The organism is Leucobacter sp. USHLN154 (assembly GCF_037145595.1).
Classification (GTDB): Bacteria; Actinomycetota; Actinomycetes; order Actinomycetales; family Microbacteriaceae; genus Leucobacter; species Leucobacter alluvii.
Genome location: NZ_JBBCXF010000002.1, coordinates 206,050 through 221,459 on the forward strand (window position 1 = coordinate 206,050; position 15,410 = coordinate 221,459).

14 protein-coding genes are annotated in these 15,410 nt (G+C 69.1%); 5 read left to right on the top strand and 9 right to left on the bottom strand.

The features are described 5' to 3' along the window. Window positions 1-255 precede the first annotated feature (255 nt). Both WFH23_RS05010 and WFH23_RS05015 read left to right on the top strand, forming a co-directional pair. Window positions 256-624 carry a DUF2568 domain-containing protein gene (locus WFH23_RS05010; RefSeq protein WP_090152031.1) on the top strand — a complete coding sequence of 123 codons (369 nt, stop codon included), beginning with the start codon at window positions 256-258 and terminating at the stop codon, window positions 622-624. A gap of 78 nt (window positions 625-702) precedes the next feature. Then, on the top strand, window positions 703-1,773 hold the full coding sequence (locus tag WFH23_RS05015) for an LLM class flavin-dependent oxidoreductase (protein ID WP_336661779.1): 1,071 nt from the start codon (window positions 703-705) through the stop codon (window positions 1,771-1,773). 1 nt (window position 1,774) lies between these two features. On the opposite strand, the gene WFH23_RS05020 is transcribed toward WFH23_RS05015, so the two are convergent. Next, entirely contained in the window at window positions 1,775-2,806 is a 1,032-nt protein-coding gene (locus WFH23_RS05020) for a LacI family DNA-binding transcriptional regulator (protein ID WP_336661780.1), read from the bottom strand. Window positions 2,807-2,965: 159 nt separating this feature from the next. On the opposite strand from WFH23_RS05020, the gene WFH23_RS05025 reads away from it, so the two are divergent. Together WFH23_RS05025 and WFH23_RS05030 are read left to right on the top strand one after the other, a co-directional pair. Further along, a complete protein-coding gene (locus WFH23_RS05025; RefSeq protein ID WP_336661781.1) occupies window positions 2,966-4,228 on the top strand; it encodes an MFS transporter in 1,263 nt (420 codons plus the stop codon). Window positions 4,229-4,241: 13 nt separating this feature from the next. Next, the gene (locus WFH23_RS05030) at window positions 4,242-5,897 is read left to right on the top strand and encodes an amidohydrolase (RefSeq protein ID WP_336661782.1); all 1,656 of its coding nucleotides are present in this window, start codon (window positions 4,242-4,244) and stop codon (window positions 5,895-5,897) included. A gap of 157 nt (window positions 5,898-6,054) precedes the next feature. On the opposite strand, the gene WFH23_RS05035 is transcribed toward WFH23_RS05030, so the two are convergent. From WFH23_RS05035 to WFH23_RS05065, 7 genes are read right to left on the bottom strand one after another with little or no spacing between them, the layout of a single operon-like run. Further along, window positions 6,055-7,161, bottom strand: a complete 1,107-nt coding sequence (locus WFH23_RS05035; RefSeq protein ID WP_336661783.1) for a C45 family peptidase — start codon at window positions 7,159-7,161, stop codon at window positions 6,055-6,057. A gap of 10 nt (window positions 7,162-7,171) precedes the next feature. Continuing rightward, window positions 7,172-8,245, bottom strand: a complete 1,074-nt coding sequence (locus WFH23_RS05040) for an endo-type 6-aminohexanoate oligomer hydrolase (RefSeq protein ID WP_336661784.1) — start codon at window positions 8,243-8,245, stop codon at window positions 7,172-7,174. Further along, window positions 8,242-9,015: an ABC transporter ATP-binding protein gene (locus WFH23_RS05045; protein ID WP_336661785.1), complete on the bottom strand. Its 774-nt coding sequence runs from the start codon at window positions 9,013-9,015 to the stop codon at window positions 8,242-8,244. Before WFH23_RS05045 ends, WFH23_RS05040 begins: the two co-directional genes overlap by 4 nt. Further along, window positions 9,012-9,890, bottom strand: coding sequence for an ABC transporter ATP-binding protein (locus WFH23_RS05050; protein ID WP_336661786.1), 879 nt, complete (start codon window positions 9,888-9,890; stop codon window positions 9,012-9,014). The genes WFH23_RS05045 and WFH23_RS05050 overlap by 4 nt, the downstream gene beginning before the upstream one ends. Beyond that, on the bottom strand, window positions 9,887-10,759 hold the full coding sequence (locus tag WFH23_RS05055; protein ID WP_211649146.1) for an ABC transporter permease: 873 nt from the start codon (window positions 10,757-10,759) through the stop codon (window positions 9,887-9,889). The genes WFH23_RS05050 and WFH23_RS05055 overlap by 4 nt, the downstream gene beginning before the upstream one ends. Then, window positions 10,756-11,727, bottom strand: coding sequence for an ABC transporter permease (locus tag WFH23_RS05060; protein ID WP_090152059.1), 972 nt, complete (start codon window positions 11,725-11,727; stop codon window positions 10,756-10,758). Before WFH23_RS05060 ends, WFH23_RS05055 begins: the two co-directional genes overlap by 4 nt. A 12-nt stretch (window positions 11,728-11,739) precedes the next feature. Next, window positions 11,740-13,392, bottom strand: coding sequence for an ABC transporter substrate-binding protein (locus tag WFH23_RS05065; protein WP_336661787.1), 1,653 nt, complete (start codon window positions 13,390-13,392; stop codon window positions 11,740-11,742). 211 nt (window positions 13,393-13,603) lie between these two features. Here WFH23_RS05065 and WFH23_RS05070 point away from each other — a divergent pair, with 211 nt between their 5' ends. After that, on the top strand, window positions 13,604-14,623 hold the full coding sequence (locus WFH23_RS05070) for a substrate-binding domain-containing protein (RefSeq protein WP_090152064.1): 1,020 nt from the start codon (window positions 13,604-13,606) through the stop codon (window positions 14,621-14,623). 49 nt (window positions 14,624-14,672) lie between these two features. Here WFH23_RS05070 and WFH23_RS05075 read toward each other — a convergent pair whose 3' ends face one another. Further along, entirely contained in the window at window positions 14,673-15,329 is a 657-nt protein-coding gene (locus WFH23_RS05075) for an FMN-binding negative transcriptional regulator (protein WP_336661788.1), read from the bottom strand. Between the last annotated feature and the right edge of the window lie 81 nt (window positions 15,330-15,410).

Consider the following 15,410-nt stretch of genomic DNA (forward strand, 5'->3'; position numbering starts at 1 on the left):
GGTCTACCTCATCACCATATAGAAGGCGCCAGATATGAACCACTTCCCGACCCAGGCGCTGGACCACGTCGCGCACCGCGCGCCGCCCCTCCCCAACTTCTCTGCCCCCTCCCGAGCCGGGTCACTTTCGGAGGGTGTCCCACCCGGTCAGACCAGCGACACGCTCCGAAAGCGACCCCGATCCCGGGGATGGGGGGGGTGGGGAGATGGGGGCGGGCGCGGGGGACGCAGGCGGCGGGCGGGTAGACTGGTTCGGTGACCAGTAGTTCTTCGACACCCGCCCCGCACGCTGCGAGCCCCGCGCTGCTGCTTGCGCGCGGTCTCTTCCACCTCGCAGCGATCGTGATCGTCACCGTGTGGGGCTTCCTCGCCTGGCCGCTGCCGTTCCCCGGCATCTTCACGGGCCTCGGACTCTTCGTACTCGCGGTACTGCTCTGGGCGCTCTTCCTCTCGCCGAAGCCGGTCCTGCGCGTGGATCGCTTCGCGCAGGCGCTGTTCGAGCTGTGCCTCATCGCCGCTGCGGTCGCCGCCCTCCTCGCGCTCGGCGTGTTCTGGGTGTGGCCGGCCGCCTTCGGCGTCGCCGCCGCAGCTGTCGGGTTCGTCGTCTCAAGCCGCCGCGCGTAGTCGCATCCCGTCTCTCCGCACAGTGTCTCTCCGCGCCGCGGTCGGAATAGCAGGAGCCCCGTCGGTGTTCTCACCGGCATGACCCCGCTTCGCGCCGTCGCCGGCGCCACCCCCGATCAGCTCATCCTCGGCCTCGACACGTTCGGTGACGTGACATTCGACGACGCGGGCGGGCGGAAGTCGCACGCGCAGGTGCTCCGAGACGTCATCGAGCAGGCCGTTCTCGCCGACCGCCTCGGCGTCGACGCGATCACGCTCGGCGAGCATCACCGGGACGATTTCGCCCTCACATCGCCCGAGATCGTGCTCGCCGCCATCGCCGGTCGCACCGAGCGCATCCTGTTGGGCACGGGAGTGACCGTGCTCTCGAGCGACGACCCGGTGCGCGTGTACGAACGATTCGCCACCCTCGACGCTGTGAGCTCGGGTCGCGCTGAGGCGGTGCTCGGCCGGGGATCCTTCATCGAGTCATTCGCGCTCTTCGGCTACGATCTGAACGATTACGATGCGCTCTTCTCGGAGAAGCTCGACCTCTTCGCGCGGCTCCGCGAGGAGGGCCCGGTGACCTGGTCGGGGCAGCATCGCGCAGCGCTCGTCGACCAGCACGTCTACCCGAAGACCGAGCAGCCCGAGGGCGTGCGGGCGTGGGTGGGGGTGGGCGGCAGCCCCGAGTCGGTCGTGCGCTCGGTGCAGATGGGCATCCCCATGATGCTCGCGATCATCGGAGGCGACCCATCTCGTTTCGCCCCGTTCGCGAATCTGTATCGCAAGGCCCAGCGCGAACTCGGTCGCGCAGCCATGCCGCTCGGAGTCCACTCCCCCGGACACATCGCCGAGTCGGACGCCGAGGCGCGGGAGCAGCTGTGGCCGCATTTCGAGAAGAATCGCAACCGCATCGGCGCCGAGCGCGGCTGGCCGAACACCACGCGCGCAGAATTCGAGCGCGAGGCCGACAGCGGCTCGCTGTACGTCGGGTCCCCCGAGACCGTGGCTCAGCGCATCGCGGCCACGGTGCGCAGCCTCACCGCCGACCGTTTCGACCTGAAGTACGCCAACGGCACGATGCCGCACGCGTTGCTCATGCGCAGCATCGAGCTCTACGCGACCGAGGTGATGCCGCGCGTGCGGGAGCTGCTCGGCGCGTCGTGATCTAGGCGGGGCGAATCACCCGGGCGTCGTGCACCTCACGTGTTCCGGGTGCCACGCGCCCGTCGAGCACTCCGAGCAGCAACCGCACCGCTGATCGGCCGTACTCGCGCGCACGGAGGTCGACTCCCGCCACTCCGGGAGCGCCCGGCTCCGCGGCCATCGTGGCCATCACGAGTCGCGATCCCGGAGCTCCGCTGCCGTCGCGCTCGAGGCCGCCCGCCCCCTTCGCCCCGCCCGGACGACCGCTGCGGCCGGCGGACTGCGCGGCGAGTGCTCGGAGCACGAGGCCCTGCGCCACCCAGACGATGCCGTCGGAGCCCGAGGCAACGGCGCGGCGCATCGTCTCGGCGAGTTCCGTCTCGTCGGGGTCGAGGACTGATCGGAGCAGCACCGGCCGCGCGTCGTTCGCCGCGCACCAGGAGCGATACCCCTCCGCGACATCGTGCGCCCACGCCGGTTCGCGGTCGGCGGGGAGCGCCACCAGTGCCGGCGCCGTCGCCCCCGCCTCGGCCAAGCCGTCGAGCACTTCGGCGACGAGCGCCCGATGATCGGCGGCGATCCACGCCGAGATCCGCTGCCGCTCCGGGCCGAGGTACTCCCCGACGGTCACCACCGGGACGTCTCCGATGCGCTCGAGCAGTCGCGGGAACGCGGACGGCGTGGGATCGACCACGATCACGCCGTCCATGCTGGGTCTCCGCGCGGCACCTGGCACGGTGTCCGCGAGCAGCAGCAGGTCGCTTCCCGCCTCGGCCGCGGCGTCGGCGGCGCCGAATGCGAGTTCCATGTAGAACGACAGTTCTCTCACATCGTGCGGAACGCCCAGTCCGATGGCGCCGTTCCGGCCGCCGCGCAGGCGCTGCGCGGCTCGATTGGAGACGTACCCCATCGCAGCGGCCTCCGCGAGCACGCGGTCCCTCGTCGCCTCTGAGACGCGGCCGCTGCCGTGCAGCGCCGCCGATACGGCGGTCTTCGAGATGCCCAAAGCGCGTGCGATGTCGACGATTGTGACCCCGGATCCCTCACTCGCCATAGCCTCAGTGTACGGTCCGCGCACCGGCCCGGCGACGCGTACGAGTTGCGGGCACGAATCGCGCGACGTATATTTGCAGGCGTTGCGGGAACGTTCCCGCACTTGTGAGCGCCGTCGGCGCCCGCCGCGCTCACCCCGATCACGCGACGAAGGAGTCCCATGTCGAACATCTCTCCCCCGAATCCTGCCGCAAGCGGTCTCGCCGCACTCACGGGCAGGGTCGTCTTCGGGTTCGTCGGCACCTGGGTGTTCGCACTCATGGCCGCGAACCTCGTGCCCGTGCTCATCGCGGCGATGGTGCAAGACCTCGGTGTCGACATCGCGGCTGCCGGCGCGCTCGCGACGGGCATGACCGCCGGATCCGCGCTCGCCATGTTCGTGACGAACCGCTTCATCGCCCGCGCCGACCGACCGAAGCTCGGACGGGTCGGCCTCCTGCTGATGATCGTCGGATACGGGTTTCCCGCCGCGATCCTCACCACACCGACCGTGATGATCGGACTGATCGTCGGCGGCATTGGCGCAGGCATCATGATCGCGACCGGCACCGCCGCAGCGTCATCGACCCGCAACCCCGATCGCACAGTGACCACGATCATGGTGATCAACCGCCTCGGCGCGGCCGCGCTGCTCGCCATCGCCCCGATCTTCCACAACGACCTGCGGACCGTGCTCATCGTGATCGCTGCGCTCGGGGTCATCGGGCTGCTGCTCGCCGGCGGCCTGCCCAACCTGCCGGCGAGCGCACTCGACGCGACCGGCGCCATCGACACGGGCGACGGCCGGGTGCGCACCACCATCGGAGCCGCCGCTCTGGTCTTCGCCGTCTCCATCCTGCTCTGGTCGCTGACCGAAGACATGGTCTACTCGATGACGAGCGTGCTCGCGCAGCAATCCGACATCAGCCCCGAGACGAACAGCTCGCTGCTCGCCGGGAAGGTGCTCGGCGGTCTCGTCGGAGCGCTGCTCGCACCCCTCGCACTGCGCTGGCTCGGACGCAGCTGGTCGTTCGCCCTCATCATCGCGGTCAGCACCGTCACCAAGTTCATCATGGTGACGAGCACGACCCCGCTCGCGTACACCGTCGCGATCCTCGCCTGGGGCGTCATGTACGGCGCGATCCTCGTGCTGTTCACCGGTCTCGCCGCCATCATGGACGTGACCGGCCGCACCGGAGTGCTCGTGTCGGGCTTCTACCTCGCCGGCGTCGCATTCGGCCCCCTGGTGGGCGGCCAGCTCGTCGGGCTGCTCACCCCGCTGCAGTACGCGATCACCGTGTCGATTCCCAGCGTGGTGTTCGCCGCCGCGCTCTTCGTCATCGCGCGCCGGAGCCGCAAGTTCGAGCAGGGCAACACCACTGCCGTGCCCGTCGTTCAAGCAGCGGCCGCGCACCCCGACACCGCGCCCGTCCAGCAGCACTGACCCGGAGACCAGCATGACCCACTCAGCATCCTCCCCCGCGGCGACCGCCGAACCCTTCGAAATCGCCGACCGCGTGATCGCCGTGGACCGCATCCGCACCTTCGCGGACGCGGCGGCCTCCCACCCGGCAGACCCCGACGCCGTGGCGATCCGTGACGGCCGTATCATCGCCGTGGGCTCGCGAGACGATTTGGCGATCCACGTCGGCGACCGCACCGTCATCGACGAGCACCCCGGTGCGACGCTGGTGCCCGGCCTCGTCGACGGCCACACGCACATCGTGTTCGGGCTCGAACTGACGCGAGGCGTGCAGCTCACCGATCTCACGCTCGCAGAGGCGCAGGATCGCATCGCCGCTGCCGCTGCAGAGGCCGCTCCCGGCACGTGGATCTTCGGGTGGGGAACCGACCCGAACATCTTCACCGAGACGGGATTCACCGGAAAGCTGTTCGATGACGCCGCCGCCGGGCATCCCGCGTTCCTCCGCCTGCGCGACGCTCACTCGGCCGTGATCAACAGCGCTGGCATCGCTGCCGTCGGCCTCACCGGGCGCGAGACGTTCCCCGACGAGTCGGCGGTCGGCGTGGACGAGCAGGGCGCCCCCACCGGGTACCTGCTGGAGCTCGCCGCGATGGACCTCGTGCTGGCGCACATCCCGAGCGAGGGCACCGACGAACTCGCCGACCGGCTCGGCGTCGTGCTCGACGGAATGGCGGCGAGCGGCATCACCGGTACGCACGTCATGGACTTCCATCCGGGCAGCCGGGAGGTGCTCGAAACACTCGAGTCGCGCGGCGACCTGCCGATCCGGCTGCGATTCTCACCGATGGTGCCGCCCGGGTCGACCACGGCGACACTTGAGCAGATCGCGGCACTGCAGGGTCTGCACGGACGCAGGTGGCGCGTGGAAGGCGTCAAGTTCATGATCGACGGCACCGTCGACAACGGGTCGGCCTGGCTGCACGAGCCCGACTGCTACGGCCAGGGGCGCCGCTCCATCTGGACCGACCCGGCAGCCTACCGGGAGGCACTCGGGTTCTTCGCGGAGCGGGGGATCGCCACGGCGACGCACGCGATCGGCGATCAGGGCGTGGCATTCGTGCTCGACGCGATCGAATCGCTCGGAGCGGTCGCCCGCCGGGCTGCGCACCGCATCGAGCACATCGAGACGATCCCCGACGGCACAGTGCCGCGCTTCGCCGAGCTCGGCGTGGCCGCCAGCATGCAGCCCATCCACGGCACGCGCCACACGCGGGCGGACCGCACCGACAACTGGTCGGTGCGACTCGGCGAGGAGCGCGCGTCGCACGGGTGGCGGTGCCGCGACATCCGAGACTCGGGGGCGGTGCTGGCGCTCGGCAGCGACTGGCCGGTCACCCCGTACGACCCGCGTGTGATGATGGCAGAGGCGATCCTCCGCGCCCCGGTTGCCCGGCCCGAACTCGCCCCGATTCAGCCGGAGCAGGCGCTCACCGCGACGCAGGCGCTCGAGGGGTACACCTCCCACGCGGCCCGCGCGATCGGGGTCGTCGACGAGGGCGAGGTGCGGCCAGGCGCCCGCGCGGCGTTCACCGTATTCGCCGCGGACCCGCTCTCGGTCTCAGCGCAGGAGCTCGCCACCATCGGCGTCGTCGCGACGTACGTCGACGGGGTGCCCGTGGTGCGCTGAACCGCGCGCGGCGGGCGCCGCGCGCGCCCGTGGAAGATTCGGCTTCGGTGAGGAGCACGGTGCACGAAGCGCCTCACCGAAGCCGAATCGCTCACCGAAGCCGGGCCGGTGAAACCCCAGCGGCGAAGCCACCGCTCATTTGGTGAGCGTCAGGCGGTCAGCCGAATCGGCTCGCGCCGTGCTCCGCCATCGCGACGGGTGAGCCCGGGTAGTACTCGAGCCGGCCCGCCGCGAGGTCGAAGCCGATCGTGAGCAGCGTCGACCACTGCTCGTGCAGCGGCTCGGAGGGGTCGGGCCGGAAGCAGATGGGAGCGAACGCGCCCGCCTCACCCGCCATCGCCCGAGCGCGCTGCTCGATGGGGAGACCAGCCATGTGCGGCCGCTGTGCGACTACGTGGTCGAAGCGCGCGTAGGTCGTCGAGGTGTCGGTCGTCGCCTCCCCCGGCACCTGGGACGGGGCGAGGAAGTTGTTTGTGTGCGCGAGCCACCCCTGCTCGTCGGGGCGCACCGCAGCGAGCCCGTCCGGCGAGATCTCGAAGCACGCAGCGCGGTGCTCGGCGTCCGCCCCGGCGACGACGGTGAGCACCGTCGACGCACTGGCCGGCGCCGATGCGATGATGGCCTCCGCCTCATCGACGGAGGTCGCCTCGTCGAGCACGCGCCGGGCGATCGCGTGCACCGGCACTCCCCCGACACCGCGATCGCTCGCGTGATGCAGGATGTTGAAGTGGACGCCGACGCCCGCGTCATTGACGCCGATCTTGCCGAGCACGCCGAACTCGGTGAACAGCGTGACGCGCCCCACCCTCGTGGAAGCCGACGCCCCCGGAGGGGCATCCGGCGTGTACGACATGACGAGCCCCGCGCGGCACAGGTACTCGTGCCAGTCCCAGGTCTGGATGCTCTCCGGCAGACGAGGGCCGCGCGGCGCGAAGACCGCGGTCGAGCACTCCCCCTCGGCGTCGGGTTCGACGACGGCGAGCACCTCGGTTCGGGCGTTCAGCGCGGCCAGCTGCCAGAGCGGAACCTCAGCGGCGAGCGCGGTCGCCTCGAGCTCGACGGCGAGGTGGGGAGCCCAGGCGCGCAACGCGTCGAAGCAGCTGTCTGCGATCTCGCGCACGCGATCCTCAGTGAGTCCGCGCACCCCGAAGAAGTCGAGGTAGCCGCCGACGGTCTCGCGGATCTCGGCGCCGAAGCGCGCCCCGATCTCGGTGCCGCGCGCTCGCGGTCCGACTCCTGCAACGGTCGTCGTGACGATGTCCATTCGTCCCCCGCTACTTCGCCGCTTCGAGCAGCGCGTCCCACATGACTTCGGAGGCGATTGCTCCGAGCGCGGTGGCATTGACCGAGAGCCGGCCTCGTGATGAGCCGGGACTGATGGGGAGGTCGATCTCATCGGTCGTCACGGCGAACAGGGTGTCGCCATCCATGTCGGTATGGAAGGGCTGGATACCCCGATGCATCGAGCTGTGCACCTGCTTCGCGAACTGGTTCAGCTCGACGGTGCTCATCTTCACGTTCGTGATGAGCGCGCTGATGGTCGTATTGCCCGATTGCGTCTCTGCCGCCCGGTGCTCGGCGAACGCTTCGGCGTAGTCGAAGACGGGATGGCGGCGCTCTCCCGTAGCCGCATCGTAATTTCCCCGGACCACGCGCCCGGCGCGATCGAGGATGACTCCGACGGGATTCGGCACCACGACCGCGAGGATGCGCACATCCCCGATCTGCCTGAATGCGGCGCCCTGACCGGTGATCTCCGTGCGCTCCCAATCCACCTTCCCGGAAGAGGCGCTCATTCCGGCGCCGGCGCGGCCCTGCGCGAACTCGCCCTCGACCGCGAAGTCGAACGCGGCGCGGCCGAGCTCCCGGTCGGGGTAGACGGATGTGGAGCGCGCTGAGAAGTCGTAGATGATCGCCGACGAGACGAGCTGCAGGTCGGCGAACCCGGTGCGGTTCTCGAAGCGCTCGAGCAGCGCATCGCTGACACCGGCTCCTGCCTCCAACCCGTACACGGAGCCACCGGCGAGGCAGATGGCGTGATTGAAGTCGTAGCCGCCAGCGAGCCCGACTGCGCCGCCGCGCGCGTCGACCGCGGTGCGTGCGCCTGCCGGCAGGTGGATCACGGTCGCCCCGGTCGGCCCCTCCGCGTAATGCGCCGAACCGATGCGCACACCGGGGAAGTCGAAGCGCAGCCGTTCGCGTCCGTCACTCCGTTGCGGCACGAGGTCGAAGTCGCCGTTGCCCGGTCCGCCGAAGACGGGTGCGCCGGCGAGGCGCGGTGCTGGGTCGATCACGGCGCCGGAGTCGATCTCTGCGAGCGCGTGCGGTTCGTGGGATGAGGTGTTCACAGGGACTCCAGGAGTTGTTGCGAGTAGGGATGGGCCGGGGCGTCGAAGAAGTGCTCGGTGGGCGCGGTTTCGACGAGATCGCCTCGAAACAGCACGGCGACCCGGTCCGCCACGCGCTGCACCGCACCGAGATCGTGCGAGATGAAGAGCGCGCCGAAGCGGTGCTCCTGCTGGAGTTCGCGAATCAGTGACAGGATCTGCAACTGCACGGCGACGTCGAGCGCGCTGACCGCTTCATCGAACACGATGAAGCGGGGTTCCGTGATGAGTGCGCGTGCGACCGAGACTCGCTGCCGTTGCCCGCCCGAGAGTTCGTGGGGGTAGCGTTCGGCGAACCCTGGGTTCAGCCCGACATGCTCGAGTATCTCGCCCACTCTCGCCCGCTGCTGCTCGCGCGAGAGATCTCGTCTCGCGACGGTGAGCGGTTCGCGCACGGATTCGCCCACCCGTCGCCGCGGGTTGAGCGACCAGTGGGGGTGCTGGAGAACCGTTTGGATCTTGCCGGCTGTGGCTTTCCGCGACCGGCTGAGTGGTCGGCCGAGCAGACGCACCTCGCCGCTGTCGGGCGCGCGCAGTCCGAGCGCTACGGCGGCCGTCGTGGTCTTGCCCGACCCGGATTCGCCGACGAGGCCGAGGGTCTCGCCGGGAGCGACGTCGAGCGTGACGCCGTTCATCGCTCGCACCGTGCGTCGTTTCGCGCCGGCGCCACTCGTGAACGAGACGCTCACATCGCGCATCTCGAGTACCGCGTTCGTCTCGGTCGCCGTCATGAGATCTCCTCCGAATGGTGCGGCGTCGCACGACTGGTGCTGGATGCGGCCCGCGCGCGATCCGGCATGGTGCCGACCGGTCCCTTGCGCGCCGGGATCGCCGCCACGAGGGCGCGCGTGTACTCGGCCTCTGGCGCGTCGAGCACCCGTGCGGTCGGTCCGGCCTCGACGATCCGGCCGCGGTGCATCACCACGACTCGATCGCACCACTTGCGCACAGCCCCGAGGTCGTGGCTGATCCAGATGAGACTCGCGCCTGAGCGCCGCACGAAGTCGACGATCAGTTCGAGGATCTCGTCGCGCACCTGGGCGTCGAGCGACGCGGTCGGCTCGTCGGCGATGAGGATGCGCGGTTCGCGAGCGATGGTGAGCGCGATCGCGATGCGCTGAGCCATGCCGCCAGAGACCTCGTGCGGGAACAGGCGGAGCACGCGCTCTGGTTCGAGAATCTTCACGCTCCCGAGCAGCGCCGTGAGCGAGGCCGCGTCCGTCGGTCGCCCCAGCGGGGCGAGTGCGAGCTCGAGCTGGCGCCGAATGCGCATCGTCGGGTTGAGGGAAGCGATCGGATCCTGCGGGATGAAGCCGAGCGATTCACGGCGTATCCGCCTCACATCGTCGGGGGCGAGCGATGCCAGGTCGTGCCCGAGCACGCGCACCTCGCCCGCGGTGATGCGGCATGCGCGAGGCAGCATGCGCCCGATGGCGTGGGAGATCGTCGTCTTGCCCGATCCGGATTCCCCGACGATCGCGACGAGCTCGCCGGGCGCGATGTCGAGCGAGACGTCTTCGAGGGCGCGGGTCACTCCGAGCCGCGAACGGTACTCCGCGCTGAGGGTCGAGATCGAGACGAATGGCTCGGGTGCGTCCGCGTTCATACCAGACTCCTTGTCTCGCGCGGGTCGAGGCGATCCCGCAGGGTGTCGCCCACGAGATTGATGGCGAGGATCGCCAGCACCAGCACGACGGCGGGTGCGAACAGCAGCCAGGGCGCCTGCACCATGTAGCTCGACCCCTCCTGGATCAGCAGCCCCAGCGATGACTGCGGCAGCTGCACGCCGTACCCGAGGAAACTCAAGCCGCCTTCGACCAGGATGCCGACTGACAGCGCGTAAGTGCCCTGCACTGCGATCGTGCCGCTGATGTTGGGCAGCACGTGGCGGAAGAGGATCACCGGGCCGGAGACGCCGCTGATCTTGGCGGTCGTCACGAAGTCTCGCTTCGCGACCGCCAGGGAAGCTGCACTCACCATCCGCGTCATCAGCGGCACGGTCACCAGGACGATGCTCGCAAGAGCCGCAACCTGGCCAGGGCCGACGACCGCCGCGATGAGAATGGCGAGCACGATCGACGGGAACGAGTAGAGCACGTCGACGAAGCGCATGACGCCCTCGCGCGTCCACCCTCCCAGGTACCCGGCGACCATGCCGAGCACGATGCTGATCACCGCGGTGCAGAGCACGGCCACTGCGGAGAGCACGAGCGTGGTGCCGATGCCTTCGAGCAGCCGGGCGAGCACCGAGCGGCCAAGCGCATCGGTGCCGAGCAGTGCCGCCGCTGAGGGCGGGCTGAGCCGGGGGCCGACGATCTTGGCGGGGTCGCCGGCGAACGGCACGATCGCGGCGACGACGGCGATGCCGACGATCGCGGTCAGCGTCGCCACTGCGCCGACGAAGAGCCCGTCTCTGGCGGGGCGCGTGCTCGGCGGCCGCTTGCGGCGGACGAGCGGGAGCGAATACGTGGTCATGATCCTGCCTTCCCGGTGACTGCGACACGAGGGTCGAGCGCGCTCGTGATCAGATCGAGCACGAGGCTCACCACGATGAATACGGCCGCGGCGAAGAGCACCGATGCCTGCACGACGGCGAAGTCGCGGCGGTCGAGGCCGGTCACCATGAAGGAGCCGAGGCCGGGGATGTTGAAGATGGTCTCGACGATCACGGCACCGCCGAGCAGGTAAGCGGTGATGGTGGCGAGGAGGGTGAGGATGGGGATGCCGGCATTGCGCATCACATGGTGGCGAACGATGTGCCACGGCGTCTCACCTCGGGCGACCGCGGCGGCGATGTGCGGCTCGACGAGCACGTTCATCACGGCGTCGCGCGTGGTGCGGGCCGCGGCCGCGACGCAGAACACCGAGAGCACGACGGCCGGGAGCAGGAGCGCCTGGAACGTCGGCCCGAATCCCGAGCCGATGCGTGAGAAGCCGCCGACCTGAATGCCGAGCGCCAATCGGGAGAAGACGAAGACGACCACGCTGCCGAGCACGAACTCCGGCACGCTGATGCCGAGGCCCGACACGATGCGACCGACGGCACCGCCCTGTTTCGCGCCTGCGCGCACCCCGGTCCACACTCCGAGAGGGATGCCGATCACGACTGTGATGATGAGGGCCATGACGGTCAGCAGGGCCGTCACCGGGATCCGCGCGCCGAGTTCGGCGCTGACCGGGCTCTGGGTGACGAACGAGGTCCCTAGGTCGCCGGAGACGATCTGGCCGATCCAGGAGAAGTACTGGATGATGAGGGGCTGATCGAGGCCGTAGGCCGCGGCGAGTGCCGCCCGCTCCTCCGGCGAGGCGAGCGGGCCGAGAATGATGTCCTCGTAGCTTCCCGGCATCAGTCTCACCGCGGTGAAGATCAGGATCGACACACCGAGCAGGGTGATGAGCGCACTCATCACCCGCCCGGCCGACCAGCGGAGTTGTTGCAGCATGCCCGTCCTTCGTTACTCGGAAGCGGTGTCGGGAAGGCGGTACGCGGTGATGTCCCGGAAGATGTCGCCGTAGCCCTCGTTGCTCTGGATCGTCGGGCTCACCGCTCCGGCGTCGTACCCGACGATCGATGGACGGTGCACGAGCGGCACGATCTCGGAGTACTCATCCGCAGTCGCGCACAGTTCCGTGAGCACTTCGGCTCGTTCATCGGGGTCGGTGACTTCCGCTCCTTCAGCGATGAGCGCGTTGAGGTCGTCATGCTGACCGGTGAATCCGAGGTTGAAGCCGGCCTGCTCGGGATTCCACCACTTCGTCACCATCGACGGGTCGACGTACCCCGCGAACCAGCCCAGCGACAGATCGAAGTCGCCCGGTTGTGCGGTGAAGACGCGAGCATTGTACGTCGCGGTGTCGAATTGCTCGATGTTGACGGTGACGCCGATCTCGGCGAGCTGCTGCTGCACGAGCTGGGCGATCTGACCCATGACCGGCTCCGAGGTGTAGACGACCATGTCGAGCGTGACGTCGCCGGCGCCCGACTCCTCGATGAGCTTCTGCGCGTCTTCGACACTGGCCTGCTCCGACGGGAGTGCGTCCACGGCGCACGCCCCTGGCAGGTTCGACGGGGTCGCGCCCGTCGGAGTCGTCTCACCTGCGAAGACGATATCGGCGATCGCTTGACGATCGATCGCCGTGTTGATGGCGAACCGCACGTCTCGATCCTGCAGCGGTGAGCCTTCGACCTGGGAATTCACGTTGACGTAGTAGAAGTCGCTCTGCGTCTGATTGACGACCTGAACGTCGCCGGCATCGGCGAGCTGGGTGAGCGCGTCGATGCTGCCGAAGTTCGCAAGACCCGCGCTGCCCTCTCGCAGTGCGGCCTGACGCGTGGTCTCCTGATCGACGATCTGCAGCTCCAGCGTCTGGACGGCGAGGTCGTCGCCGCCGCGCCAATCGGCATTGGCCGTGAACGTCCACGATTCATCCTGCCGATGCGCGTCGACGACGTACGGTCCGGTGCCGAGCATCGTCGTTGCGAGGTCGAGGCTGCCGTCGTTCACCTCCTGCATGGGCAGGATCGCGGCAGGGGTGTTGGCGAGCGCCGCGAGGAACGGCGCGTAGGGGCTGCTGAGTCGCACCGTCACCTGATCGTCGCCCGTGGCCTCGATGGACTCGATCGGCCCCATCTGCCCCGACCAGACGCTCATGCTGTCGACCTGGCGCTGCAGGCTGCCGACGACGTCGTCGACGGTCACGGCCCGCCCGTTCGAGAAGGTCGCGGTCGTGTCGATGGTGAACACGTACGTGGTGTCGTCGGGCTGCTCCCAGGCGGTGGCAAGCTCGGGCTGGATCTCGAAGTTCTCGTCGGTGGTGACGAGCGTCTCGTAGACGAGGCCCATGATGCTCCATGAGCGGGCGGTCTGCGCTGTTGCCGGATCGAGACCGTCGGCTTCGCTCGTGTCGTAGTCGAGCTGCACGGTGAGCGCGCCCTGCCCGTCGAGCGCCGAGTCGGCGACCGCCAAGAAGCCGGGAGCCGCCTCCTCCTGCGCTGCGGCTGGGCCGCTCGAAGGCGGCGCTGCACAAGAGCTGAGCACGCACGCGAGCCCGAGTGCGAGTGCGGCGCCGGATGCGGTCCTGACGCGCGTTCGTGAGAGTTTCAACACCGTAGTGACTCCTTCGACAGACTGTGGTGAGTGGGGTTCGCAGCGTGACGAGTCCCGCGGCTCCGCTTCGGTGCGGAATGCCCTGAGTCATCAAGCTAGCTTCACAAATCGTTTTATGCAATCACGTAACCGAATTGTCATCAAACGATGCATGTATCGATTTATGCCCGCCATTGCCACTAGGGTCGTTCACAGGATGCGAGGAGAACGAATGGCCGGTCACCGCAACGTCACCATCAAGGACGTCGCCGCTCGAGCTGGCGTATCGATCACGGCGGTGTCGCACGCCCTCAACGAGAAGGGGACACTCTCCGAGGAGACTCGTGCGCGCATCCGGGAGATCGCCACCGCGATGGGCTACCAGGCCGACGCGCTCGCGCGCGGTCTCCGCCGTTCGCAGATCGGCGTCATCGGCATCGTGCTCCGACCGCTCGACGCGCTCGCGAACTACAGCCCGCCCGGCGTCGATTACTTCCTCCGCTTCGCCGGCGCCGCCGCGGTGAGCGCGCTCGACCACGGCCTCAGCCTGATGCAGGTGGCCGATCTCGTGAAGGGGCCGGTCACACCACTGGCGTTCTCACTCGACGGCTATGTCGTCACGGACCCCGTGCGCGACGACCCCGTCGTGGATCTCCTCGAGAGCCGGTCGATCCCCTACGTCACCCTCGGGCGCGACCCCGGCAAGCCCGAGGCATCGAACTGGGTCGCCTCCGACGACGCTGCCGCAACACGCACCGCGCTCGATCACCTGGCAGAAGGCGGCGCCCGCAGCATCGCTTTCGTCGGGGGCACCGACGACAACTCGTGGAACGCCGATGCCGAATCGGCGTACCTGCGGTGGTGCTCGGAACACGGCGCCACCCCGCGCCATTTCCGCAGCCCGGAGGGGCTCGGCGAGGCCGGGGGGCGGGACCTCGTTCCGCAGCTCCTCGCGAACGGCGTGCCCGATGCCATCTACTCGTTGACGGGGCGCCATGCCGCCGGAATCCAGGAGGCGATGCGAGAGCGCGGTTACGTCGCCCCCGAGCACTACCTCCTCGCCTGCGGCACGGATGCAGCGCAGACGCGAACCGCCGAGCCGCCGATCACCGCGATCGACCTGAGGCCCGAAGTGCTCGCGAGGGAGACGGTCGAGCTTCTGGCGCGAATCACGCGCGGCCAGGCCCCGGAAGGGCGGCGCCTCGTCGCCTCCGAACTCATCGTGCGGAGGTCGTCGCAACGCGCGGAGTGAGGCAGGACCAGGCGCGGTCAGCCCAGTGCAGTGCGCCGACTGCCGTGCCTCACTCTCGCGCCCGGTTCGGGCAGTCGATCCCGACCTGCTCCATCAGCTCGGCGACGTCGGGGTGCAGGTGATCCCCCTCGAGCAAGTCGTGCCGCACCCGGCCGTGCACGTCCGCCGGCATGTCTTGGCTGAGCTTGAACATCGCCGTTTCGCTCTCGATGTCGATCGTGAACGACACCACCCCGTCGAGGATCTTCTCGAACACGTGCCTCGATTCCGTGGGGTCCCACGGCTCTCCCCGCGCACCCTCGAGCTGCGCGACGGTTTGCTCCACGACGGCGAGATTCGCCTCCGCCCCTTCGAGCACGGTGACGCGGCCGGTCAGGTGCACCGTCGCATAGTCGAGCGTCGGCACGGCCGGGGTGAACTCGTAGACGCTGGGCGACACATAGGCGTGGGACGACGCGAAGACGAGCAGCGCATGAGGCCGCTCAGCGAATTGCCGCCAGTGCGCATTCGCCGTCCCCATGTGCCCCCAGAGGCGCGTGCCGACCAGAGTCTCCCCCGGCTCGACCTCCGGCGGGAAGACCATGGGGACGTGGGTCGCGACGGGCGCCCCACCAGTCGACGTCGCGAGCACGGCGAAGGGGTGATCCCTCACGAACTCGACGATGGCGCGACCTGACGGAGCGACGTAACTCGGATAGGTGTGCATGAGGGACTCCTTGCGGCGTAAGCGGCGCTGCGCATCACATCGGACGCGGTGCGTACCGTCAGCCTAGGCAAGTAAAACGTT

What these genes read in the sequence shown, in the direction of transcription:
- WFH23_RS05015 (WP_336661779.1), top strand. Translation starts at nt 703, where the DNA reads ATGACCCCGCTTCGCGCCGTCGCCGGCGCCACCCCCGATCAGCTCATC.
- WFH23_RS05020 (WP_336661780.1), bottom strand. Translation starts at nt 2,806, where the DNA reads ATGGCGAGTGAGGGATCCGGGGTCACAATCGTCGACATCGCACGCGCT.
- WFH23_RS05025 (WP_336661781.1), top strand. Translation starts at nt 2,966, where the DNA reads ATGTCGAACATCTCTCCCCCGAATCCTGCCGCAAGCGGTCTCGCCGCA.
- WFH23_RS05030 (WP_336661782.1), top strand. Translation starts at nt 4,242, where the DNA reads ATGACCCACTCAGCATCCTCCCCCGCGGCGACCGCCGAACCCTTCGAA.
- WFH23_RS05035 (WP_336661783.1), bottom strand. Translation starts at nt 7,161, where the DNA reads ATGGACATCGTCACGACGACCGTTGCAGGAGTCGGACCGCGAGCGCGC.
- WFH23_RS05045 (WP_336661785.1), bottom strand. Translation starts at nt 9,015, where the DNA reads ATGACGGCGACCGAGACGAACGCGGTACTCGAGATGCGCGATGTGAGC.
- WFH23_RS05050 (WP_336661786.1), bottom strand. Translation starts at nt 9,890, where the DNA reads ATGAACGCGGACGCACCCGAGCCATTCGTCTCGATCTCGACCCTCAGC.
- WFH23_RS05055 (WP_211649146.1), bottom strand. Translation starts at nt 10,759, where the DNA reads ATGACCACGTATTCGCTCCCGCTCGTCCGCCGCAAGCGGCCGCCGAGC.
- WFH23_RS05060 (WP_090152059.1), bottom strand. Translation starts at nt 11,727, where the DNA reads ATGCTGCAACAACTCCGCTGGTCGGCCGGGCGGGTGATGAGTGCGCTC.
- WFH23_RS05070 (WP_090152064.1), top strand. Translation starts at nt 13,604, where the DNA reads ATGGCCGGTCACCGCAACGTCACCATCAAGGACGTCGCCGCTCGAGCT.
- WFH23_RS05075 (WP_336661788.1), bottom strand. Translation starts at nt 15,329, where the DNA reads ATGCACACCTATCCGAGTTACGTCGCTCCGTCAGGTCGCGCCATCGTC.